Raw genomic sequence first — 21,654 nt, forward strand, 5'->3', positions numbered from 1 at the left:
ATCGGCTTGCATCTATTACCGCACCCGCTCACCCCAGCGACCCGAGGGCCTGGGCCATGAGCGGGCCCAGGACGGCGAGCAACATGGCCGGGACCACCAGGACCCCCAGCGGGAGCAGCATCTTCACAGGCACGCGCTCGATCTCCTCCTCCACCTGCAGGCGGCGGTCGCGGCGCACGGCCCCCGATTGCCGCTCCAGCGTCGCGGCGAGCGGGACGCCGAACTCCAGGGCCTCGGCCACGGCGTCGGCGAAGCGGAGCAGCGCCGGGCTCCCCAGCTCGTCGGCCACGCGCCGGAGCGCGTCCGCACGGGTCTCGAGGCCGAGCGACCACGAGAGCCTCGCCTGCCCGAGCCGCGCGGCCAGCACCGTGTCGTGCCGCTCGAGGTAGAGGGCCAGCGCCCCGTCGAACGACAGCCCGGCATGGAGCCCCAGGGCGAGGATGTCGAAGAGCTCCGGCATCTCCTGGGTGGCCGCCTGCCGCTCGGCCGCGGCGCGGGACGCCTCCCCCATGCGGCGCACCGGGGCGAGCCCCGCGACGAGGCGCACGGCGCGGGCGAGCGGGTCCGCCCCGGCCCTGCGCACCGGCAGGGCCGGCCCTCCCGCCGTGAGCGCCCACGCCGCCCCGAACGCCGCGGCGGCGGCCAGCGGCGGCCACGGGCTCACGGCTCCACCCGCGCCATGATCGCCCTCATGGCCGCCAGGGCGCAGAGGTCCAGGCCCACGGCCACGGCCAGGCACCCGACGCCGACGGGCGTCGCGCAGCCCGCCCTGAAGTCGGGCGAGATCAGGGCGAGGGCCGCGACGAGCAGCACGGGCAGCACCATCACCACGGCCGCCGACAGGCGCACCTGGGCCGTCTTGGTGCGGAGCAGGCCCGCGAGGCCCTCGCGCTCCTCCACGAGCACCGCGGAGCGCTCGAGGAGCCCCGCCATGGGGGCGCCGGTGCGCTGCGAGATGACCAGCGCGCACGACAGGAGCCCCATGGACGGGTCGGCCACGCCGGAGGCGGCCACGTCCAGCGCCCGGGCCACGGACGACCCGCAGTCGAGCTCGAACGACCCGCGGAGGAACGCCTCGCCCACGGTCCCCCGGCCGTGGCGGCCCACGTAGGTCATGGCCTGGGCCATGGTCTGGCCCGACGCCAGGCCGCTGGCGAGCGAGCGGTACGCGTCGGGGACCGCCCGGGCCTCCTCCTGCGCGGCCCGCCGCCCCTCGGCCGCGCCCCACGCCGCCACGGCGCCCCAGCCTAGGGCGAGCCCCAGGAGCGCCCCGGCGGCGTCCAGGGTCACCGCCGCACCGGCCGCCGCGGCGGCAGGCCCCGCGAGGGCGACCGCGCCCCGGGCGCCGTCGGCGCCGCGGACCCGCCCGGAGGCCAGGACGCGCCCCACGGCGAGCCCGAACCCCGCGGGGACCCACGGGGCCGAGAGGGCCGCCCGCACCGGGCGGGACCCTCCCACCGCGGCGAGGAGGCGCCCCACGCGGGCCCGGGGGCCCACGCCCCGCCTGCCGGGGATCGCGCAGGCCGCGGCCGCGAACGCCGCGGCGGCCGTCAGCCCAAGCTCGAGCGCCATGCCGCCACCTCCCCCTCGTCCAAGAGGCCGCCCGCGAGGCCCTCGGCCACGAAGGCCGGCTCGCGCACCAGCTCCCACCGGTCGGACACCTCGTCGTAGGCCACCAGGGGCTCCAGCTCCACGGTGCCGCCCGGCGCGCGTCCTACGGCGCTCGCCGAGGTGACCCGCCGTGCACCGCCCGCCAGGCGCTTGCCCATGACCACGAGGTCGAGCGCGCTCGCCACCTGCTCCTCTATGAGGGAGGCCGGCACGTCCATGCCGAGGCGGGCCATGAGCACGAGCCTCACCACGGCCTCGTGCTCGCTGCCGGCGTGCAGGGTGGTGAGCGACCCGTCGTGGCCGGTGTTCATCGCCTGGAGCATGTCGACGGCCTCGCCCCCACGAACCTCCCCCACGACGATGCGGTCGGGCCTCATGCGCAGGGCGTTGGTCACGAGGTCGCGGATGGTCACCGCCCCCGTGCCCTCGATGGACGCGCCGCGCGCCTCCAGGCGCACCACGTGCAGGCTGGGGTCGAAGGCGAGCTCCGCGGAGTCCTCGATGGTGACGATCCGCTCGCCGGCCGGGATCTCCAGCGACAGGGCGTTCAGGAGCGTGGTCTTGCCCGACCCCGTGCCGCCCACCACGGCCACGTCCTGCCGGAGGCGCACGGCCCACGAGAGCAGCGTGGCGTACCAGGCCGGCACCGACCCCAGCTCCACGAGCCGGTCCAGGGACCCGATGCGCCCCGTGAAGCGCCGGATGGTCACGGCCGGGCCGTCCACCGCCACGGGCGCGATCACGGCGTTCACGCGGTCGCCGTTGGCGAGGCGGGCGTTCACGATGGGGCACGACTCGTCGAGGCGGCGCCCGAGCGGGGCGAGGATGCGGTCGACCACGAGCATGATCTGGTCGGGCGACTCGAACACGCGGGGCGCCTCGACGATGCGGCCGTCTCGCTCGAAGTAGAGCGACTGCGTGCCGTTGACCATGATCTCGGTGACCGACGGGTCGTCCATGAGCGGCTGGAGGAGCCCGAGCCCGAGAATCTGGTCGAGCACCTCGCGCCGCACCCGCCCCCGGGCCTCGGGCGAGAGGCCCCCGTAGCCCTCGCCGTTGAGCAGCGCGTCGCACGCCACGGAGAGCTCCTCCCGGGCGCGCGCCGGCTCCTCCTCGCGCACGAGCCGGGCCACGTCGGCGAGGCCCAGGCGGTCGACGAGGTCGCGGCGCAGGGACTCGCGGACCGGGCCCTCGGGGTCCCCCGCGGGCACACCCCCTCCCTGGGAGCGCACCCGCCCCAGGAGGCCCATCAGCCGGCCGCCTTGGCGAAGCTGAACACCGAGCGGCGGCGCACCACCTTGGCGTCGCGGGCCTTGCGCGCGCCCTCGCAGTCGGGCAGGCACCCGAGGTCGGCGAGGAGCTTGGCCGCCACCGACGCGCAGGACGTGGAGAAGTCGTTGTCCAGCCCCGCGAGGTCGGGCGCGTGGCCGGCGCTCAGGAGCTCGGCGACGTCGAGCGACCCCTCGAGCACCCTGAACGAGCGCGCGCCCTCGAGCCCCATGGACGCCCGGGTCATGAACTCCTCGTCACGGCGGCGCGGGTCGCAGCGGTTCATGAGCCGCACCAGGCGCGTCCGGGCCACCCCGAGGCGCACGGCCAGGGCCGCGGCACGGGCGAGCGACCCGATGGCGCCCGCGCGCTCGTCGCCCACGATCACGAGGCGGTCCGCCCCCTGGGCCGCGGCGGCCACCTCGTCGCCCCAGGCCGACGACGTGTCGACGACCACGAGGTCGAACCTGTCGCGCAGGGCTCCGAGGAGCTCCGCGGCGCGGGGCGCCACGGCCTCGGCGTACTCTGGCCGCTCGCACGGGCCGAACAGCACGAGGTTCTCGGCCACGCGCACCCCGCAGCGGTCGAGTGCGGCCCCCGTCGCACCGTCGGAGACCGGCGTGAGGTCGGCGGGACCCGGCAGCCCGAAGTAGCCGAACAGATTGCCGAAGGTGAGGTCGAGGTCCACGAGGGCCACCTTGAGGCCCCAGCGGGCGCAGGCGAGGGCCATGAGGGCCGCGACGGAGCTCTTGCCCACGCCGCCCCTCCCGCTCGCCACGCAGACGAGGCGCCCGTGACCGGCCGGGAGCGACCGGACGCGCCCGCGGGCGTCGCCGTCCTCCCCGGGTGTGTCCACCGCCACGCAGTCCGGCTCGTCGAGCCCGTCGGCCGCAGGGGGCGCTGCCGGCCCCTCCGGCCGCGGCTCTGGGAGACCCCCTCCCACTGCTGCCTCCCGAGGGGCCGGCTCCACCCCCTCACGCGGGTCGAGCACCTCGGTCACCCCGGCCTTGGCCGCACGGCTCACGAGCGACCCGGACGCCCCGCGGACGGCCAGCACCACCCGGGGCGCCCGGCCGTCGGCGGCCACGGCGGCCGCCACGTTCACCGGGTCCACCGGCAGCCCCGCCCCCACGGCCACGCAGGGCGCCGGGTCGAGGCCCGACGCCAGCGAGCGCGCGAGCACGGGGTCGCCCGACCGTATCGTCTGGCACCCCGGGACGAGCCGCCCCACCAGGGCGCATATCTCGGCACGCTCCCCCTCGCCGGCACACACCAGCCACGTCGCACCCATGGCGACCCCCTTCCTCAAGCGCCCTCGGGCGCGTCCACGTCCCCATCGCCGGCGCCGCCGGCATCCTCGGGCCCCACGGCCTGGGGCGCCGCGCTCGCCGAGAGGTCCCCCACGTCGTCGGCGGGGCGCACGAGGCGGAGGGTCCCGTCCGCGCTCGCCGTGACCACCGGGGCCACGTCGTCGGCCGGCACCGCGAGCGTGAGCGACCCTCCCTGGCCGCCGCGCTGCCCCGAGGCAGCCAGGACGGACACGTCCCGGGCCAAGAGGCGGGTCGTCCCGTCGGAGCACCGAAAGGCCGCCAGGACCGTCCCGGCGCCCACCTCCGCCGGCACCCCCGTGCGGTCGCCCACGGGCACGGTGACCGCCACCTTGCCCGACGGCACGGCCACGGACTCGCCGCCCTTTGAGAGGTGCACGTCGCACACCGGCATGCCGCGGGAGAGCGGCGAGGCGACCGGGACCCCGGAGACGTCGTCGAGCGACGTGAGCGCGCCCTCGGGAACGAGGTCGACGAGCCATTCCTCGAGGGCGCAGTTAGCGGCACCGAGCTCGTCACCCGCAGACACCGCTTCCGTGGCGACGACCACCTGCGCGACCTCCCCGCCGTAGCGCTCCAGCGCCTCGTTGCGCCGGGACTCCGCCTGGTCGCGCACCTGCTCGCCGTAGGCCAGGGCGGAGAGAAGCGCGAGCACGGCGAACGCGCTCGCTGCGACAATTCGAAATCGCTTGGACATACCCGCCTCCTCCACTGGTCCCGGTCGACCCCAATCATGGGCCACCGGCTCGAGGAAATCGGCATGTACCTGCAAATTCGTTTGCCCGGGTTCTGACATTCGCCTGACCGGGACCTGACGCCGTCCGTCAGACGCGCTGCACGAAAGCGCTGACACGGCCCCGCGGCAACGCAACCGGTTGCCTAAGATCCACAAGCCGTCCCCATACATGAACAGGCCCGGGGGCGACCCCCGGGCCTGTTCGGGACGAGCTTTGTGGGAGAGGGGTCCGGCCGGGGCGCCCGGCTCAGAGGCGCACGTCGGGGTCGAGGGTCCCGGCGCTCTCGCGCATCTCGGCGGCCAGGGACCGCCAGGCGTCCAGCGCCTCCGCCGTGAAGGCGCCCCGGGAGGCGGCCTCCACCACGGCGCACCCGGGCTCGGAGCCATGGGTGCAGTCCCTGAACCTGCAGCTGCCGGCCTCGGCCGCCACCTCGGGGAACACCTTGGCGAGGCCCCGCTCGTGGCCTACGAGGGGCAGGCTCCTGAGGCCGGGGCAGTCGATGATGACGCCGGCGCCGGGCAGCCTGACCATGCGCCGCGTGACCGTGGTGTGCCGGCCGGCGCCGTCGCGCTCCCTCACGGCGCCGGTCTCGAGGGCCTCGTGGCCGAGCAGCGCGTTGAGCAGGGTGGACTTCCCCACCCCGGACTCGCCGAGCACCATGCCCGTGCGCCCCTCGGGCACGAGCGCGCGGACCGCCCCCACACCCCAGGAGCCGCCGGCCCCCTCCACCGCGGCGCGGAGGGCCTCGAGGCCCGCATCCTGCTCGGGCTCCCCGCCGTCCTCGAGGAGGCTCGCGCACACCACCACGGGGGTGCCGGGGCCGAGCATGGCCCTCAGGGCCGCCACGTCCGCCGCGAGCGCCGCGGGCGACGGCGCGCAGTCGGCCTTGGTGAGCACGACGGCCCAGGCGGCGCCGCAGTCGGCCGTCACCGTGGCGGCGCGGGCGGCGCGGTCGAGGGAGATGCCGCGCCGCCCCTCGGCCTGGGCGCAGAGCACCACGTCCACGTTGGCGGCCAGCACCTGGCGCTCGCCCCGGGATCCGCCGCGCCACCGCGCGACCTCGCTCTTGCGGGGCAGGACCTCCTCGATCACGGCCATGTCGTGGCCCGCGGGGCGGCGCAGCGCCACCCAGTCGCCCACGGCCGGCTTGAGCGCGTCCGCCTCCTTGGCGATGCGCACGGCGTGCTCGGCGCGCACGGGACCGGACGCCGTGAGGACGGCGGGGAAACCGCGGTCGAGACGGCAGACACAGCCCTCTTCCAGGCCGTCGGGGTCCTCCGAGGCGCCCCGCCACGCGGCGAAGGCCTCGTCCTGCAGGGGCGTGGGCGCGAGGTCGCCCCAGCCCGGGACGTCCGCCAACGTGGAGACGTCCGGCAGGACGGTCTCCTGCCCGTTGCCGCGGCGGCCGCCCCGGGCCTGCCGCCTCTTGCTCCGCTTCGCCATGGTCCTCCCCTCTCTCACCGTTCCGCACCAAGGATATATGCCCGCACCCCGCGTGTGACACCCCGAGCGCCCGGCCAAAGTGATAAAGGTACAACCCCTGAAGAGTACCCCAGGCGGTAAAGCCGAGGGGTCACAGCCGGTCCGGGGTTTTGCATCGTAAGGTCGTGTCTGAGAACGGGCCCGCGCATCGCCAGATGCACGGGCCCGTTCGAGTCACGACCGATGATGCAAAACCCCGGACACGAGGGGCGAAGGCCCCTAGGCGGCGTTGTCGCGGACGCGCCAGCAGAGCTTGTAGAGCTCCATGATCGGGATGATCAGGAACGCGAGGCCCATGGCCATGAGGTAGTTGGGGGCGTCGAGCTCGGCGAAGCCAAAGACCTGGGCCACCGGGGGCACCTCGATGACCACGAAGGTCAGCACGAGGGACAGGGCGAAGGAGCCCCAGAGCCACAGGTTGTGGTTGCCCAGCTTGAAGATGGACTGGCGCCGGGAGCGCATGTTGAACGAGTGGAACATCTCCACCATGGACAGCGTGAGGAACGCCATGGTCATGCCCTCGACGCCGGCCTCGGGATGGGAGGCGATGAAGCCGAGGTCCACGGTGCCGAACTGGTGGGACACGCCGATGAAGTAGCTGATGAGGGTGAACAGCGAGATCACCACGCCCTGGAAGACCACGTCGACGCCCATGCCGCCGGCGAAGATGCCGTCGGAGGCCTCGCGGGGCTTGCGGCCCATGATGCCCGGCTCGGTCTTCTCCATGCCCAGGGCGAGGGCCGGGAAGCAGTCGGTGATGAGGTTAATCCAGAGCAGGTGCACCGGCTCCAGGATCACGAAACCGATCATGGTGGCCACGAACACGGCGATGACCTCGGCGATGTTGCTGGAGAGGAGGAACTGGATCGCCTTGCGGATGTTGTCGTAGATGTGGCGGCCCTCCTCCACGGCCGTCACGATGGTGGCGAAGTTGTCGTCGGCGAGCACCATGTCGGCGACGTTCTTGGTGACGTCGGTGCCGGTGATGCCCATGCCCACGCCGATGTCGGCGCGCTTGATGGACGGGGCGTCGTTGACGCCGTCGCCGGTCATGGCCACGATCTTTCCCTGCTTCTTCCAAGCCTCGACGATGCGGACCTTGTGCTCGGGCTGCACGCGGGCGTACACGCCGTAGTCGCCGATCCTCTCGGCGAGCTCCTCGTCGGAGAGCCTGTCCAGCTCGGCGCCGGTGATGGCCTGGGAGCGGTCGGTCACGATGCCGAGCTCCTTGGCGATGGCCACGGCGGTGTCGATGTGGTCGCCGGTGATCATGACCACGCGGATGCCGGCGCCGTGGGCCTCGGCGATGGAGGGGCCCACCTCGGGGCGCACCGGGTCGATCATGCCGCAGAGGCCGACGAACGTGAGGTCCTGCTCCAGGTGGTCGGCGTCCTCGGACGCCGGGGCCTCGGGCCAGGAGCGCCGGGCCGCGGCGAGCACGCGCAGGGCGTCGTCGGCCATGGCCTTGTTCTCCTGCAGGATGGCGTCGCGCACGTCGTCGGTGAGGTCGGCCACGCCGTCGGCGGTGACGACCTTGGTGCAGCGCTTGAGCACCTCGTCGGGGGCGCCCTTGGTGTACTGGGTGACCTCGCCCTCGGCGGAGCGCACCACCACGGACATCATCTTGCGGCCGGAGTCGAACGGGGCCTCGCCCACACGCACGTACTCGGCGTCGAGGTCGGTCTTGGGCAGGCCGTGCTTGGCGGCGTCGGCCACGAGGGCGGCCTCGGTGGGCTCGCCCTTCGCGGACTCCTCGGCGAGCACCCACTGGGCGTCGTTGCAGAGGGCCATGGCGCGCACGAGCTCGTCCTCGTCGGCGCCGGAGTGGCGCACGACGGTCATCTTGTTCTGGGTGAGGGTGCCGGTCTTGTCGGAGCAGATCACCTGGGTGCAGCCCAGGGTCTCCACGGCGGTGAGCTTGCGGATGATGGCGGACTCGCGGCTCATCTTGGTGACGCCGATGGACAGCACGATGGTGACCACCGCCACGAGGCCCTCGGGGATGGCCGCCACGGCGAGCGAGACGGCGACCATGAAGGTGTCGATGACGAGGCGCGGGTCGGCCATGAACTCGGCGCCGTGCTTGATGAAGTCGACGATGAAGATGAAGATGCAGATGCCGATGACGCCGATCGTGAGGATGCGGGAGAGCTCGGCGAGCTTCCGCTGGAGCGGGGTCTGCTCGTCCACCGCCTCGTTGATGGAGTCGGCGATCTTGCCCATCTCGGTGTCCATGCCGGTGGCCGCCACGACGGCGCGGCCGCGACCGTAGACCACGGTGGAGCCCATGTAGACCATGTTCCTGCGGTCGCCCAGGGGCACGTCGTCGCCCTCGGCGAGCAGGGCGTCCACCATCTTGTCCACAGGCAGGGACTCGCCGGTGAGCGCGGACTCCTCCACCTTGAGGCTGGCGCTCTCCACCACGCGGCAGTCGGCCGGCACGGCGTCGCCGGCCTCGAGGACCACCACGTCGCCGGGGACGAGCTCCTCGGAGCGCACGTCCACGATCTTCCCGTCGCGCACCACCTTGGAGGTGCTGGCGGCCATCTGCTGGAGGGCCTCCAGGGCCTCCTCGGCCTTGGACTCCTGGACCACGCCGAGGACGGCGTTGACCACCACGACGAACAGGATGATGACGACGTCCGCGATGTCGGACTCGCCCTGGGCCGCGCCGGCCACGGCGCTGATGACCGCGGCGGCGAGCAGCAGGATGATCATGGGGTCGGCGAGCTGGGCCAGGAAGCGCTTCCACAGCGGGTCCTTCTTGGCCTCGTCGAGCTTGTTGGGCCCGTACTGGCCGAGGCGCTTGGCCACCTCGGCGTCGGTGAGGCCGGTCTCCACGTCCGTGGAGAGGCCCTGGGCCACCTCGTCGGCGGTTTGCAGGTACGGTTTCAAATCTCTTCCCTCCTGGTTTTTCGGCCGCGGCCAGATCGGTGCCCGATCATAATTCCCCAGGAGGGGCAAGGGCTCACCAAGGCTGCCATGGCGGCGGCATGGGCAATGGGGCGATTCTACCCAGCAAGACGCCGAGGGTCGCCGCAGGCGGAGAAAGCACAGGGACTCGCCAAACCGGCGGCCAGGCCCCCTGCCCGGCGCTTCCCATCACAATCAGAAAACATCCAGCTAGATGTCGCAGCAGCGTGGGCAACTTTTCTCATGTTGTGTGGGATTCGCATAAAAGGGAGGGACCGGCGGCACCTAGAATAGCCAGTTGGAATAATCGAGTTCGACCCTGCGAGGGCAAGGCCTAGGAGAGAGAAAGGCATCCCATGAAGATCCTGTTCTACGACACGTTCGACTACGACAAGTCGTCCTTCGAGAACGCCCTCAAGGACTACCCCGACATCACCATCGACTTCCTCGAGGCAGACCTCAACCCGATGACCGCCACCCTGGCCAACGGCTACGACGGCGTCTGCGGCTTCGTGAACTCCGACATCAAGGCCATGACCCTGGAGATCCTCGCCGGCTTCGGCATCAAGCTCGTCCTCATGCGCTGCGCCGGCTTCGATGCCGTCAACCTCGACGTCGCCCGCGACCTCGGCATGAGCGTCCTGCGCGTCCCGGGCTACAGCCCCGAGGCCATCGCCGAGTTCGCCCTCGGCCTCGCCCTCGCCGCCGACCGCCACATCGTGCGCGGCTACAACCGCGTCCGCGAGAACGACTACTCCCTCTCCGGCCTCCTCGGCACCACCTTCCACGGCAAGACCGCGGGCATCGTGGGCACCGGCAAGATCGGCGCCGCCATGTGCAAGATCGTCTCCGGCCTCGGCATGAGGGTCCTCGGCTACGACCCGTACCCCAACCCCTCCCTCGAGGGCATCGTGGAGTACGTCGAGCTCGACGAGCTGCTCGCCCAGTCCGACCTCATCTCCCTCCACAGCCCGCTCTTCGAGAGCAACTACCACATGATCGACGACGACGCCATCGCCAAGATGAAGGACGGCGTGGTCTTCGTGAACACCGGCCGCGGCGGCCTCGTGGACACCCAGGCCCTCATCCGCGGCATCCGCTCCCACAAGATCGGCGCCGCCGGCATCGACGTCTACGAGGAGGAGGGTCCCAACGTCTTCAAGAACCGTTCCTCCGCGGTCTTCGAGTCGGTGACCTCCACCCTCTGCGCCTTCCCCAACGTGGTGGTCACCTCCCACCAGGCCTTCTTCACCCGCGAGGCCCTGGACGCCATCGCCCACACCACCCTCGACAACGCCATGGCCTACGTCAACGGCACCGTCGACCAGCTCCCCAAGCCCAACGTCGTCTGCTAACCGAGCAGTCACCCTCCTTCCCGGGTAAGACCCGGGAAGGTGTTTTTTCGTAGGCGCTGCGCAGGAAGAGAAGAAAAGCCGGAGCGCCAGGTCTGAACCGGAAGGAATGACATGCAACAGACCAAGAGGACCAAGATCGTCTGCACCATGGGCCCGTCCACCGAGGACGAGAACGTTCTCCGCGAGCTCATCAAGGCCGGCATGAACGTGGCCCGCTTCAACTTCTCCCACGGCTCCCACGAGTACCACAAGGCCGGCATCGAGCGCGTCCGCCGCATCTCCGACGAGCTCGGCGCCAACGTGGCCATCCTCCTCGACACCAAGGGCCCCGAGATCCGCACCGGCCTGCTCGAGGACGGCAAGAAGGTCATGCTGGCCACCGGCGACCACGTGGTCGTGACCACCGACGACGACGTGGCCGGCAACGCCGAGCGCTTCTCCCTCGACTACAAGGCCCTGCCCTCCGAGGTCAAGAAGGGCTCCGTCATCCTCATCGACGACGGCCTCATCGGCCTCGAGGTCGACCACGTGGAGGGCAACGACATCTACTGCGTGGTCACCAACGGCGGCGAGCTGGGCGAGCACAAGGGCGTCAACGTCCCCAACGTGAACGTGGGCCTGCCCGCCGTCACCGAGCAGGACAAGGCCGACATCGCCTTCGGCTGCGAGATGGGCATCGACGCCATCGCCGCCTCCTTCATCCGCGACGCCGAGGGCGTGCGCGTCATCCGCCAGCTCTGCGCCGACCACGGCTGCCCCCGCGTCTCGGTCTACCCCAAGATCGAGTGCGCCATGGGCGTCACCAACTTCGACGAGATCCTCGAGGTCTCCTCGGGCATCATGGTGGCCCGCGGCGACCTGGGCGTGGAGATTCCCCCCGAGAAGGTGCCGCACATCCAGAAGGCCATCATCCGCAAGTGCAACGAGGCCTACAAGCCGGCCATCACCGCCACGCAGATGCTCGACTCCATGATCCGCAACCCGCGCCCGACCCGCGCCGAGGTCACCGACGTGGCCAACGCCGTGCTCGACGGCACCGACTGCGTCATGCTCTCCGGTGAGACCGCTGCCGGCAAGTACCCGGTGGAGGCCGTGAAGATGATGGCCTCCGTGTGCACCGAGACCGAGCACTTCCTCGAGGAGCGCCACCGCTACTTCGACCGCGGCGGCGTGCGCAACGTCAACGGCGCCATCGGCTTCGCCTCGGTGACCACCGCCGACCGCTGCGGCGCCATCTGCATCATCGCCCCCACCGCCACGGGCCGCACCGCGCGCATCGTCTCCAACTTCCGCCCGAAGCTGCCGGTGTACGCCGTGTCCCCGTCCGAGATCACCATCCGCAAGTGCTCCTTCTACTGGGGCGTGGAGGCCTTCAAGTCCACCACCCAGGGCACGCTGTCGGCCACGATCTACGACGCCCTCAACGTGATGAAGAAGAACGGCCGCGTGGACACCGGCGACCTCGCCGTGGTCACCGCCGGCGACCCGCAGACCTCGCCGAGCCAGGGCGACTACATCACCAGCACCAACATGATGATGGTGGCCCAGGTCTCCTAAGCCTCCCAAGGCAGGCAGACACCCCGCACCGCCGAGGCGCCGTCCCCATCCCGGGGGCGGCGCCTTCTTTGTGCGGCAGGGCGGCCGAGGGGTGCGTCAAGTGGCTACCTGGTGCAGGTTGGAAACCCTCTTCCGGATGAAAAGGTGCACCAAGTAGCTACCTGGTGCAGGTTGAGGGGCGCCTCACTGCCGAGAGGTGCACCAACTAGCTAGTTGGTGCATGTTGAGGGGTCCTTTTCCGGCCGATTGGTGCACCAGGTAGCTACTTGGTGCAGGTTGGGAGGCACCTCTCGGCCGCGGGGTGCACCAACTAGCTACTTGGCGCAGGTCGGGGAGCCCTTCCCTTGCCAAGAGGTGCACCAACTAGCCACTTGGTGTAGGTAGGGATGCACCCCCTACACGCGCCGGGGCACCGCGGTCTCGGGCGTGGGGGCGTGGCGCTCCACGCGGATGCGGGCGGCCTCCTCGGCCAAGGGGTCGTCGGCCTCGAGGGCGCGGCCGTAGAAGTCCGCGTCCAAGACGGCCTGGCCAAACCGCTCGACCGTGTAACCGTAGGGCGCGCGGCCCCACTCGTTGGTGGCCTGGGCGCGCCCCACGATGCCGGGCACGTCCTCGGCCGTGGCACCGATGGCCGAGAGGGTCACCGGCAGCCCCAGGCGACGGTTGAGGGAGGCGTAGCGGGCGAGCGCGTCCATGCGCCCATCGAAGGCCCAAAGCACCAGCACCCCGAACGCCACCACGGCGCCGTGGGGGTGCTCCTCCACCAACTCGGGCGAGATGCCCGTCCACGCGTTGTAGAAGGCGTGGGCCGCGGAGGAGTTGTAGTAGTAGGCATGGTCGGGGTCCACCATCGAGGTGGTCATGTTGGAGACGATGCCGCAGGTCACGATGATGTCGAGCACCACGGCCTCGAAGGCCTCGGTCACCACCCCGCGCCGCTTGGCAACCAAGGCCTCCTCGGAGTCCGAGAAGAGCGGCCCCTCGCAGGTGGCCGCGATGGCCCTGCCCATGGCCGGGGTGGCCTCGAGCACGAGGTCGCGGCTGGCGAGCTCCACCTCGGGACCCTTGCTCAGGGCGTCTCCCACGCCGGCCCAGAACAGCTCGTCGGGGCTCTGGGCGAGCACCGTGAGGTCGATGAAGCAGTGGGCGGGAGGAGCCGAGGGGAAGAAGTAGTCGTCGGCCGAGCCGTCGTCCCTGTAGAAGACGCCGATGGCCGTGACGGGGGCGCAGTTGGACGCCACCGTGGGGAACGTGAAGAGCGGCCTGCCCACGAGCTCGGCGACCTCCTTGCAGCAGTCCACGGCGCGGCCGCCGCCCATGGCGAACACCATGTCGCAGCCGGCCACGGCCTCCATGGCGGCAAGGCGCCGCGCGTTGGCGTGGGACGACTCGCCGCCGTACCACTCGGTGGCCACGACCTCGACGCCGGTGCCTGCGAGGGCCTCGCGCAGACGCCCCTCCCCCGCCGCGAGGGCCTTCCTGCCGCCGATGAGCACCGCGCGGGTGCCGTAGGGCGACACGATCGACGCCACCGACTCGTAGGCGTCGGTCCCCACGGTGTAGCAGGGCAGGAACTCCGACCTCGCTCGGTCCATGACGGCTCTCCCTTCGTCCGGGCCCGCGGGCCCCGTCAAGTAGGGGCCATTGTAGGGGCGCCCGGCCGAGGCGGCGCTCAGCCGTCACCACCTGTTGACAGACCTGTCAGTTGCGGCCGAGGCACCTGAAGGCGAACCCTCATCGCCCGCGCCGGACAGGTCCGCCGGGGGCTGTCGATTCCATGTACGACCTTACCGGCAGCTGAACGCCCCTGCCCGTCGCCTACAATACGACCGTTCACTATGTGAACCGTACGGTCGCCGCCGCGGCCTGCGAACCGGACAGAAAGGCTCCCCGTGGCCATCCGCATCATCACCGACTCCGCCTCGGACATCGCCCCCTCCCACCCACGCGTCACCGTCGTCCCCATGACGGTGACCTTCGGGGAGACCGAGTACCGCGACGGCGTCGACCTCGACGCCAACGGTTTCTACGAGCTCCTCGTGGAGGGCGACCAGGTCCCCACCACCAGCCAGATCTCCCCCGGCGCCTTCACCCAGGCCTTCGAGGAGGCCACGGCCGACGGCAGCGACGTCGTGTGCGTCACCATATCGTCGCGCCTCTCGGGCACCTACCAGAGCGCCTGCCTGGCCGCGGAGGGATTCGACGGCCGTGTGTTCGTGGTCGACTCCCAGAACGTCACCGTGGGCGAGTCGGTGCTCGTGCACCGCGCGCTGCAGCTCGTGGACGAGGGCCTCTCGGCCGGGGAGGTCGCCGAGCGCCTGAACACCGAGAAGGGCGACGTCCGCCTCGTGGCCCTGCTCGACACCCTGGAGTACCTCAGGCGCGGGGGCCGCGTCTCGGCGGCGTCGGCGGCCGTCGGCGGCATGCTCTCCATCAAGCCCGTGGTGGCCGTGCGCGACGGCGCCGTGGAGGTCATCGGCAAGGCCCGCGGCTCCAAGAACGGCCACAACCTGCTGGTGAAGGAGATCCAGCGCGGCAACGGCATCGACGTCTCGCGCCCGCTGGCCCTGGGCTACACCGGCCTGGACGACACGCTCCTGCGCAAGTACATCGAGGACGCCGGTTGGCTGTGGGAAGACCTTGTGGAGGAGCTCCCGGTGCACCAGGTGGGCCCCACCATCGGCACCCACGGAGGCCCCGGGGCAATCGCGGTGGCGTTCTTCAGCGACTGAGCTTTCAACCCGCGGGCCGTGCCTTCGCCGCGTCGATGTGGGACAGAAGTGCCCGACCATTGGGACAAAAGTGTCCGGGTGATGGGACAGGAGGGCGGCCGGCGGCGGGGGTTTGGGTTTGTCCAAGCGCTCTGTCCAAAACGTGACGGCGCCGGCATATCTGGCATATCGGTGTCCCTTATGGGAATGAGCGAGACAAGCACCAAGGCGGACGACCTGCACACGCTCCCCCGGCACTGCAGGACCCCATCGTCGCCTTGGAGGAGCCCGGGCTTCAGCGCTCTCTCTCATCTCTCTCTGCTTTCTCTCCGCTGAGGCCCGGGCTCCATCTGGCTTCTCCCGCCCACGTCGAGGGACGATCATGAGACGCAGGTCCCCGCGTGCGACGGACACCACCTGGATCTACAACCTGGAGTCCACCGCCTCGCTGCTCCTCGCCCTGGGCAGCGTCGTCTCCGCACTCGTCGCCCGCCATGTCCTGTCTGCGGGCCCCGTGCTCGACTTCTGGACCCGCTGCCTCCTGCCGGTGCAGCTGCCGGTCTTCTACTTCGGGTACGGCTACCTCTACCAGCGCCAGTGGCTGGTGGACAGCGGGCGCTCGTGGCTCGTCTCCATGGGGCGCGAGCTCGTCTACATGCTCGTCCCCCTCGCGGCGGTCACCGTCCCCACCCTCCTCGTAGACGGCTGGACCGGCGCCGGCCCGGGCCTCTCGCCCGCCGCCCTCGGCCGCGCCCTGCTCGTGGAGCCGGTGGTCCCCGTGGGCTTCTTCCTCGTGGCACTGGCCCTCTACGCCGTCGTCCCGACCCTGCGCTCCCGGAGGCAGGCGGCCCTGACGGTCTCCGTGGCCGCCGCCCTCAAGGTCGCCCTGGTCGTCGCACAGTCCCTGCCGGGTGGGCAGGCGGCGGTGGCGCACCTCCCCTACGTGGTGCTCAACGGCTGTGCCAACGGCATCTGGTTCTGCGGGGGCATGGCCCTCGCCGCGGCCGAGGGGGACGGCCGCCCCCTGACGGCCCTCGGGAGCCCCCGCGCGCTCTGGGGCGCCTGGGCGGTGGCCGCGGTCGCCCTGCTGTGGGCCTCCCGGGCCGGGCTCGTGGCCGCACCCGCGATGGAGGCCCTGCTCACGACCGGTGGGCTCTGGGCGGCCACGGCGCTCTACGGGCGCCTCTTCTCGGCAGGGCGCGGGCAGTGGGGGTTCTTCTCGGCCGTCGACGGCTACACCAAGGGCATCTGGCTCATGCACCCGATGTTCCTCGCGGTGTGGTTCTACCTGGCAGGCCCGGCGTCGCCGCCGGTGCCCCTCCTCGTCGCCGGCACGCTGGCCGTGGCCTACGGGCTGCCCGTGGCCGTCAACGTGGCCATGGACCGCCTGTGGAAGCTCGGGTTCCTCGTGAACCCCGGCCGCTACCTCGCGATCCCGGCCCGAGGCGGCACCCCGCACGCGACGGCCGGCGGCCCCGGGGACGCCGCCTAGGCGCGCTCGGTGCTGGCGCTGATGACGCAGCGGTTGGCGGGCAGCCAGACGCAGCCCCACTCGAAGGCGCGCCCGTCGTCGAGGAACACGGTCTGCTCCAGCTGCAGGGCGGGCGACTTCTCGTCGCACTCGAGCCACTCGGCACGGCGCTTGCCGCAGACGCAGGCGGAGTAGACCTGGTTGGAGCGGCCCACCTCGTGGCCGCTCGTGCGCACCGCCGCCTCGAAGAGCCCCTCGTGCTCGAAGTCGGCGTCCTCGATGCCGGGGCAGGCCCCCAGCGACACGTGGCTCTCGATGAACATGACCGGCTCCCCGAAGACCGAGCGCACACGGGCCACGTACAGGTAGGGGTCGCCGCGGTCGAGGCCCAGGGCCCAGGCGCAAGCCTTGTTGGCGGGCTCCACGCGCTTCTCCACGAGGCGCGTCTCGTAGGGGATGCCCTGAGAGGCCATGGACTCGGCGAACGACAGCAGGTAGTTGGACGTGGGACGGGCCATGATGGGCTGGACCACGTAGGTGCCGCGGCCGCGCTGCTGGACGAGGAGCCCCTCGTCCACCAGGGCGCGGATGCCCTTCTGCACGGTACCGCGGGAGAGGTGCAGCATAGCCATGAGCTCGTGCTCCGAGGGGATGCGGTCGTCGACGCCCCACTCGTGGCTGTAGATCTTCTCGCGCACGTAGTCGGCCACCTGGATGTACAGGAGGCTGGAGTCGTCCCTCTCGAAATCGGCCATGAAATCATCTCCCAAAAGCGTTCGCCCGGGCACGCACGGGACCTGTCACAGTTTAGCGGACCGGAGCGTCCGGACCGCACGTCAGACTCCGTCAGCGGGCATGGGTCGCCGCGCCCTCCACCGGGTCATTGACGGCGGCGCCGGCCTGGGGGTCCTCGGCAAAACGTATGGCGGGCGCGGGCCCCACCCAGAGGTCGGGGCGGTGCAGCGGCAGCTCCGGCGCCGGGGCCGACGGGTCGAACCCGGCCTCGCGAAGGGCGGCCGTGTAGGCGGCGAGGCCGGAGCGGGTCTCCGCCACGACGGAGTCGAAGACCTCCTGGATGAGGTCGCGGGGCAGCAGCTCGTACGCGGTGCGCTCGGGCGGCCGGCGGGCGGCCTCCACGATGGCGCGGTCGGCCGCGGCGGCGCGGGCCACGTCCGCGGCCTCGACGGCGTACTGGGGGAAGCGCGCGGCGGCGGAGATGAGCGCGGGCGTCACCTCCACCGTGGACGAGATGCCGAGGGAGTGGCCGAAGAGGTCGAAGTCCCCCTGCTTGGCGATGCGCGTCCGCTCCCCGCTGGGGATGGAGTGGGCCTCGTTGAAGGTGCGGACGCAGGCGTTGTAGCGGTTGTCGGCGAGCAGGTGCGCCCAGGCGCCGAGCACCACGTCGTCCACGCCGCCCCGGGGGATCGCGGGGGCGACCCAGTCGTCCCAGAACCGGTCCACCTCGGGCACGGGGATGTGCGTGGGCTGGCCGTAGTGGGTGTCGATGTAGCGGAGGGTGTGGGAGACGTCCGGCGCCATGTAGCCCACGTAGATGTCGGGCACGAGGTTGCCGAAGAGGAACAGGTTGGCGTCGCGGATGCCGAGGGCCGCGGCGTCCCCGGGCGCCAGGACGTGCTCGACGAGGCCGGTGTGGATGTTCCAAGAGGGCATGGGCTGGCTCCCGGGAATCGAGACTGCAGGTAGAGGCGTGTAGTCACAGGATAGTGCAAAGACGGTCGCCCCCGACCACGGACAGGGGGCGTGCCGTGGGCCACCGTGGGCCGGGGGCGGCATGCAGGGTCGCCGGCCGGCCGGACAGCGTGCCGGCCGGCGCTTAGAAAGGGACCCGGAGGGGCATACAGAGAGACGCCCGTTTCCGCCCCCACCTAAGGAGCACCCGTGATCTCTGCATCCATCGACGCCAAGGCCTTCGGCCCCGTGACCTCCGAGCGCATCGAGCGCGCCATGGACTGGTGCCGCACCGTGGACCCCGCCACCCTCGAGCTCGGCCGCAACGACATCGACGGCGACGACGTCTTCGCCAACGTCATGCGCTTCGACACCGCCCCCGCCGACACCAAGGACTACGAGGCTCACCGCGACTACATCGACATCCACTACGTCTTCTCGGGCGTGGAGCTCATGGGGATCGCCCGCATGAAGGACTGCACCCCCAAGGGCGCCTTCGACGAGGAGAACGACTTCGTCCTCGTGGAGCAGCCCGAGCTGGAGAGCTGGGTCGTCACCCAGGCCGGCGAGTTCTGCCTGACCGCCCCGGCCGACGCCCACAAGCCCGGCTGCAGCCTCGACGCTCCCGCCCCGCTCTTCAAGGCCTGCGTGAAGGTCCGCATCGCCGACTAGGGGTTGCGCCAGGCAGACAAGATACCAGGCTGGTTTGTCACCGCCCCCCTGCGCCTGAAAGCCGTTGAGGGCACCCTCAACGGCTTTCAGGCGCAGGGGGGCGAAGAGGCAGGATCTCTCGGCGGCGAAACGCACTTCGTGGGCAACCTAGGCCCCGATTTTGGTCAAGAGCGGCCCGGTGAATCGCTCCGCTGGCAGCAGCTAGGAGTTCGTCGAGCGTGCACTCGCGAAGAACCCAATCCCGCACAAAATGGGGCATGCCCTTCGTGCGAATAATAAACCGCAAGAACGAGCACTTGCGCTCGTCCGCAACCGGCCCAAATGCAACCCGCTCCCGACTCTCCTCAAAGAGCATGGACACCGAGGTTTTATCACCGCAGTCGGAACCATCGATCAGGCGACCAAGCTCTTTCTCCACCTCCTTCTGCCGTGAAGGAAAAAGGGCCTCGGTCACCTCGAGAGGATCGCAGCGACCTGTTCTCGGTGACGTGCCAGAGGCCCTGAATACGCCGGCTGAAGAAGACTCCCACACGCCAGCCCTCACGTCACAGGACGTCGCAAGGCACCCGTTGAACAGGGTGGTCCGGCACAGATGAGTCTCTCGCTCTCCAATCACGGAAGCACTCCCGTCGAACGAAAGCGATGGCGAGACAGCATCCAGAAAAGCCCGAAGAAGACCACTGACACCGCCCACAAGCCAACAGACACCCCAAGAACCCCGAAGCGAGGCAAGAAGGCGAGCACCGCTACCATGAGCACAGCCAGCACCGTGACAATATAGGCAACCTGCATCTCATCGGAGTCGCCGAAGACAAGCCCCCAAGAAGGGGCCGAGGATGCGGCAAGAGTCACAAGTCCTGATATGAGTATAATAACATTTATACCATTATATTGTATTAGCGCAGAGGCCGAGAATCCGTCAACCGCACAGTAGACAACGATCAGGGAAATGCCAAACGCAAACCCCATCAAAGCCGGCAGCGCGGCAGCACCCACGATGTAGCCCAGCAAGGGGCGCTTCTCCAAGCAGACACGCTGCAAAAATCCTGACTTTATATCATCTCTTACAATCAGGGAATAGAACTGCATGGACACGGCCAGAATCGAACCGCCATAAATGAATAGCTCGGCAGATTGATATCCTATAAAAAAAGCTGTTATCCAAAATGGCTTTGTCGCGATGAGCCCAAAAAACCAGAAGTATGCAAATCCTATCCAAACAGCCTCCCTGGAAGACCTCTTTATAAACATCAGACTTTTATAAAAGAGCGCACCGACCACAGTCAGTCCCCCTCCCCCTCGTGACGCACCGTCGCAAAATACCTCTGCTCAAGCTCATCACGGGAGCACTCCGCAAGCGGAAAGTCGTCAACCACGCAGCCCCCGTCGAGCACAACGGCCCTCTCCCCAACCTTGTGGGCAAGATCAAAGTCGTGGGTAGCCACCACCAGCGCACCCCCAGCACCCGCCATCTCGGCCGCGGCTTGAGCCACCACTACCCGGGTCTCGGGATCGACGGCAGCGGTGGGCTCGTCAAGGAGCAGCACTTCGGGCGACTCCGACAACGCGAGAACCAGGGCGGCCCGCACGAACAGGCCGGAGGAAAGCTCGCGGCAGGGCGTGTCCATGTAGCCGGCAATCCCCATTCGCCGCGCCCATCGCTCTCCCTGAGCCGCAACGTCGGAGGTGCCTAAGTATTCTTCTCTGAACCGCAGATTCTCGTTAGGCGACAAACGCTCTTCAACGCCCCATGGCCCCGTTACCAGCGCCATGCCGTCCATCCGGGTCATATGCACGGCAACGGTGCCTCGAGACGGCTTGAGCGCCCCATAAATCAATTTGAGTAGCGTGGTCTTTCCCGCGCCGTTATGGCCCAAAAGGCAACAGACGCCCCCGTCGGTATCTAGGCAGAGTCCGTCAAACACTTGTTTTTTGCGCAGCAGCGTCCTATACGAGAACGAGATGTCGGACACGTTGATGGATGGCACGGTTTCACCCCTCAGCGTCTAGACTTTTCAAACAAGCGTCCCACCAAGGACAACAGCCGCTCTTCTCTCCATGGGCGGCTGCCCGGCCCATGGCCCTGCAACCTTTGCATTCGATTGCATAATCACAGCCGCCGCACCGCCCCGGAGATGGGTCGGAGATGGCTCTTATTTTGTGTGCCCCGTTCCGTCTAACCGTTTCAACAGATTGACACGATAAATTGCCAATTATTTCTGGCAAAAGCGGACATGGCCGGACGGAAAAGTCAGGCTCTACATATCAGAGACGCTCTCCCGTGCCGCACCCATAGGCCAATGCCTCTGGGCTAGAAACAGCCTCCTCGTCGGCCAGCACAACCGAAAAGCCCTCGGTTTCAAACTTTTCCTGCAGGCTTCGTAGGAGCCTGCGCACAGATGACGGGCGCCACAGACGCTCGCCCTCCAGCCCCGCCGCTCTTCCTTCTGACAGCACGGAAGCCAACCGAAACGAAGAGACACCCCATGAGCGAGCCAGTGCACAGGTTGCCTCGGCCTCGCCGCTCGACTGGTCAATCAGCGCCATGGCACAGGCCACGCGCACGCCTCTGCGCACAGCTTCTCTCACAAAGTGCTCAACACTCGCAAAAGCCCACGGAACCCCCCGGATAGCATCATGGCGCTTCTCAAGACCGTCAAGACTCACCTGCACACCAAAGCCCTGGATGGCGAGCATGTCGAGCACCCTGTAGGTACTATCCGTGTTCACGGCGCCCGAGGTGGTGACCTCTACCTGCACTCCGCCATGGCAAAAACTGCGCCTGAAAGCGGTTGAGGGTGCCCTCAGCCGCTTTCAGGCGCAGAAAAACCCGGAAGCGTTTGCCTATAAGCGTTTGCC

18 protein-coding genes are annotated in these 21,654 nt (G+C 69.7%); 5 read left to right on the top strand and 13 right to left on the bottom strand.

The window, feature by feature from the left end; translation table 11 throughout:
• Nucleotides 1-28: 28 nt before the first annotated feature.
• The 7 genes from NFR49_RS04505 to NFR49_RS04540 form a co-directional block, all read right to left on the bottom strand.
• On the bottom strand, nucleotides 29-664 hold the full coding sequence (locus NFR49_RS04505) for a type II secretion system F family protein (RefSeq protein ID WP_275557134.1): 636 nt from the start codon (nucleotides 662-664) through the stop codon (nucleotides 29-31).
• Nucleotides 661-1,572, bottom strand: a complete 912-nt coding sequence (locus NFR49_RS04515) for a type II secretion system F family protein (protein WP_251158449.1) — start codon at nucleotides 1,570-1,572, stop codon at nucleotides 661-663. The genes NFR49_RS04505 and NFR49_RS04515 overlap by 4 nt, the downstream gene beginning before the upstream one ends.
• Nucleotides 1,551-2,861, bottom strand: coding sequence for a TadA family conjugal transfer-associated ATPase (locus NFR49_RS04520; protein ID WP_251158450.1), 1,311 nt, complete (start codon nucleotides 2,859-2,861; stop codon nucleotides 1,551-1,553). Before NFR49_RS04520 ends, NFR49_RS04515 begins: the two co-directional genes overlap by 22 nt.
• Nucleotides 2,861-4,171, bottom strand: a complete 1,311-nt coding sequence (locus NFR49_RS04525) for a CpaE/TadZ family protein (RefSeq protein WP_251158451.1) — start codon at nucleotides 4,169-4,171, stop codon at nucleotides 2,861-2,863. Before NFR49_RS04525 ends, NFR49_RS04520 begins: the two co-directional genes overlap by 1 nt.
• A 14-nt stretch (nucleotides 4,172-4,185) precedes the next feature.
• On the bottom strand, nucleotides 4,186-4,905 hold the full coding sequence (locus NFR49_RS04530; RefSeq protein ID WP_251158452.1) for an SAF domain-containing protein: 720 nt from the start codon (nucleotides 4,903-4,905) through the stop codon (nucleotides 4,186-4,188).
• Nucleotides 4,906-5,191: 286 nt separating this feature from the next.
• Complete coding sequence (gene rsgA / locus NFR49_RS04535) at nucleotides 5,192-6,388, bottom strand: ribosome small subunit-dependent GTPase A (RefSeq protein ID WP_251158453.1); 1,197 nt, start codon at nucleotides 6,386-6,388, stop codon at nucleotides 5,192-5,194.
• A 258-nt stretch (nucleotides 6,389-6,646) separates the two neighbouring features.
• Nucleotides 6,647-9,322, bottom strand: coding sequence for a calcium-translocating P-type ATPase, PMCA-type (locus tag NFR49_RS04540; protein ID WP_251158454.1), 2,676 nt, complete (start codon nucleotides 9,320-9,322; stop codon nucleotides 6,647-6,649).
• Between the two features lie 374 nt (nucleotides 9,323-9,696).
• Here NFR49_RS04540 and NFR49_RS04545 point away from each other — a divergent pair, with 374 nt between their 5' ends.
• Together NFR49_RS04545 and pyk are read left to right on the top strand one after the other, a co-directional pair.
• Complete coding sequence (locus NFR49_RS04545; RefSeq protein WP_251158455.1) at nucleotides 9,697-10,695, top strand: 2-hydroxyacid dehydrogenase; 999 nt, start codon at nucleotides 9,697-9,699, stop codon at nucleotides 10,693-10,695.
• A gap of 111 nt (nucleotides 10,696-10,806) precedes the next feature.
• Complete coding sequence (pyk, locus tag NFR49_RS04550) at nucleotides 10,807-12,252, top strand: pyruvate kinase (RefSeq protein ID WP_135978301.1); 1,446 nt, start codon at nucleotides 10,807-10,809, stop codon at nucleotides 12,250-12,252.
• A gap of 395 nt (nucleotides 12,253-12,647) precedes the next feature.
• Here the strand turns inward: pyk and NFR49_RS04555 are convergent, their stop codons facing one another.
• Nucleotides 12,648-13,847 carry an iron-containing alcohol dehydrogenase family protein gene (locus NFR49_RS04555; RefSeq protein WP_251158456.1) on the bottom strand — a complete coding sequence of 400 codons (1,200 nt, stop codon included), beginning with the start codon at nucleotides 13,845-13,847 and terminating at the stop codon, nucleotides 12,648-12,650.
• Between the two features lie 297 nt (nucleotides 13,848-14,144).
• Here NFR49_RS04555 and NFR49_RS04560 point away from each other — a divergent pair, with 297 nt between their 5' ends.
• Together NFR49_RS04560 and NFR49_RS04565 are read left to right on the top strand one after the other, a co-directional pair.
• The gene (locus NFR49_RS04560; protein ID WP_251158457.1) at nucleotides 14,145-14,984 is read left to right on the top strand and encodes a DegV family protein; all 840 of its coding nucleotides are present in this window, start codon (nucleotides 14,145-14,147) and stop codon (nucleotides 14,982-14,984) included.
• A gap of 361 nt (nucleotides 14,985-15,345) precedes the next feature.
• On the top strand, nucleotides 15,346-16,455 hold the full coding sequence (locus NFR49_RS04565; RefSeq protein WP_251158458.1) for a hypothetical protein: 1,110 nt from the start codon (nucleotides 15,346-15,348) through the stop codon (nucleotides 16,453-16,455).
• Here NFR49_RS04565 and NFR49_RS04570 read toward each other — a convergent pair.
• Both NFR49_RS04570 and NFR49_RS04575 read right to left on the bottom strand, forming a co-directional pair.
• Nucleotides 16,452-17,189, bottom strand: coding sequence for a GntR family transcriptional regulator (locus NFR49_RS04570; protein WP_251158459.1), 738 nt, complete (start codon nucleotides 17,187-17,189; stop codon nucleotides 16,452-16,454). The two genes, NFR49_RS04565 and NFR49_RS04570, sit on opposite strands and share 4 nt — an antisense overlap.
• Before the next feature lie 91 nt (nucleotides 17,190-17,280).
• Entirely contained in the window at nucleotides 17,281-18,105 is an 825-nt protein-coding gene (locus tag NFR49_RS04575; RefSeq protein ID WP_251158460.1) for a hypothetical protein, read from the bottom strand.
• 228 nt (nucleotides 18,106-18,333) lie between these two features.
• Here NFR49_RS04575 and NFR49_RS04580 point away from each other — a divergent pair, with 228 nt between their 5' ends.
• The gene (locus NFR49_RS04580) at nucleotides 18,334-18,795 is read left to right on the top strand and encodes a NanQ anomerase/TabA/YiaL family protein (RefSeq protein ID WP_251158461.1); all 462 of its coding nucleotides are present in this window, start codon (nucleotides 18,334-18,336) and stop codon (nucleotides 18,793-18,795) included.
• A 612-nt stretch (nucleotides 18,796-19,407) separates the two neighbouring features.
• On the opposite strand, the gene NFR49_RS04585 is transcribed toward NFR49_RS04580, so the two are convergent.
• The 3 genes from NFR49_RS04585 to NFR49_RS04595 all read right to left on the bottom strand — a co-directional run bounded on the left by NFR49_RS04585 (nucleotide 19,408) and on the right by NFR49_RS04595 (nucleotide 21,492).
• A complete protein-coding gene (locus tag NFR49_RS04585; protein WP_251158462.1) occupies nucleotides 19,408-20,076 on the bottom strand; it encodes a hypothetical protein in 669 nt (222 codons plus the stop codon).
• Between the two features lie 2 nt (nucleotides 20,077-20,078).
• Nucleotides 20,079-20,783: an ATP-binding cassette domain-containing protein gene (locus tag NFR49_RS04590; RefSeq protein ID WP_251158463.1), complete on the bottom strand. Its 705-nt coding sequence runs from the start codon at nucleotides 20,781-20,783 to the stop codon at nucleotides 20,079-20,081.
• Nucleotides 20,784-21,060: 277 nt separating this feature from the next.
• Nucleotides 21,061-21,492: a hypothetical protein gene (locus NFR49_RS04595; protein WP_251158464.1), complete on the bottom strand. Its 432-nt coding sequence runs from the start codon at nucleotides 21,490-21,492 to the stop codon at nucleotides 21,061-21,063.
• Nucleotides 21,493-21,654 lie beyond the last annotated feature (162 nt).

The organism is Caniella muris, assembly GCF_943193035.1.
Classification (GTDB): Bacteria; Actinomycetota; Coriobacteriia; order Coriobacteriales; family Atopobiaceae; genus Granulimonas; species Granulimonas faecalis.

Excerpts from the sequence above, each read along its gene's own strand:
- NFR49_RS04515 (WP_251158449.1), bottom strand. The coding sequence starts at position 1,572 with ATGGCGCTCGAGCTTGGGCTGACGGCCGCCGCGGCGTTCGCGGCCGCG.
- NFR49_RS04520 (WP_251158450.1), bottom strand. The coding sequence starts at position 2,861 with ATGGGCCTCCTGGGGCGGGTGCGCTCCCAGGGAGGGGGTGTGCCCGCG.
- NFR49_RS04525 (WP_251158451.1), bottom strand. The coding sequence starts at position 4,171 with ATGGGTGCGACGTGGCTGGTGTGTGCCGGCGAGGGGGAGCGTGCCGAG.
- NFR49_RS04530 (WP_251158452.1), bottom strand. The coding sequence starts at position 4,905 with ATGTCCAAGCGATTTCGAATTGTCGCAGCGAGCGCGTTCGCCGTGCTC.
- rsgA (WP_251158453.1), bottom strand. The coding sequence starts at position 6,388 with ATGGCGAAGCGGAGCAAGAGGCGGCAGGCCCGGGGCGGCCGCCGCGGC.
- NFR49_RS04545 (WP_251158455.1), top strand. The coding sequence starts at position 9,697 with ATGAAGATCCTGTTCTACGACACGTTCGACTACGACAAGTCGTCCTTC.
- pyk (WP_135978301.1), top strand. The coding sequence starts at position 10,807 with ATGCAACAGACCAAGAGGACCAAGATCGTCTGCACCATGGGCCCGTCC.
- NFR49_RS04555 (WP_251158456.1), bottom strand. The coding sequence starts at position 13,847 with ATGGACCGAGCGAGGTCGGAGTTCCTGCCCTGCTACACCGTGGGGACC.
- NFR49_RS04565 (WP_251158458.1), top strand. The coding sequence starts at position 15,346 with ATGAGACGCAGGTCCCCGCGTGCGACGGACACCACCTGGATCTACAAC.
- NFR49_RS04570 (WP_251158459.1), bottom strand. The coding sequence starts at position 17,189 with ATGGCCGATTTCGAGAGGGACGACTCCAGCCTCCTGTACATCCAGGTG.
- NFR49_RS04575 (WP_251158460.1), bottom strand. The coding sequence starts at position 18,105 with ATGCCCTCTTGGAACATCCACACCGGCCTCGTCGAGCACGTCCTGGCG.
- NFR49_RS04595 (WP_251158464.1), bottom strand. The coding sequence starts at position 21,492 with ATGCTCGCCATCCAGGGCTTTGGTGTGCAGGTGAGTCTTGACGGTCTT.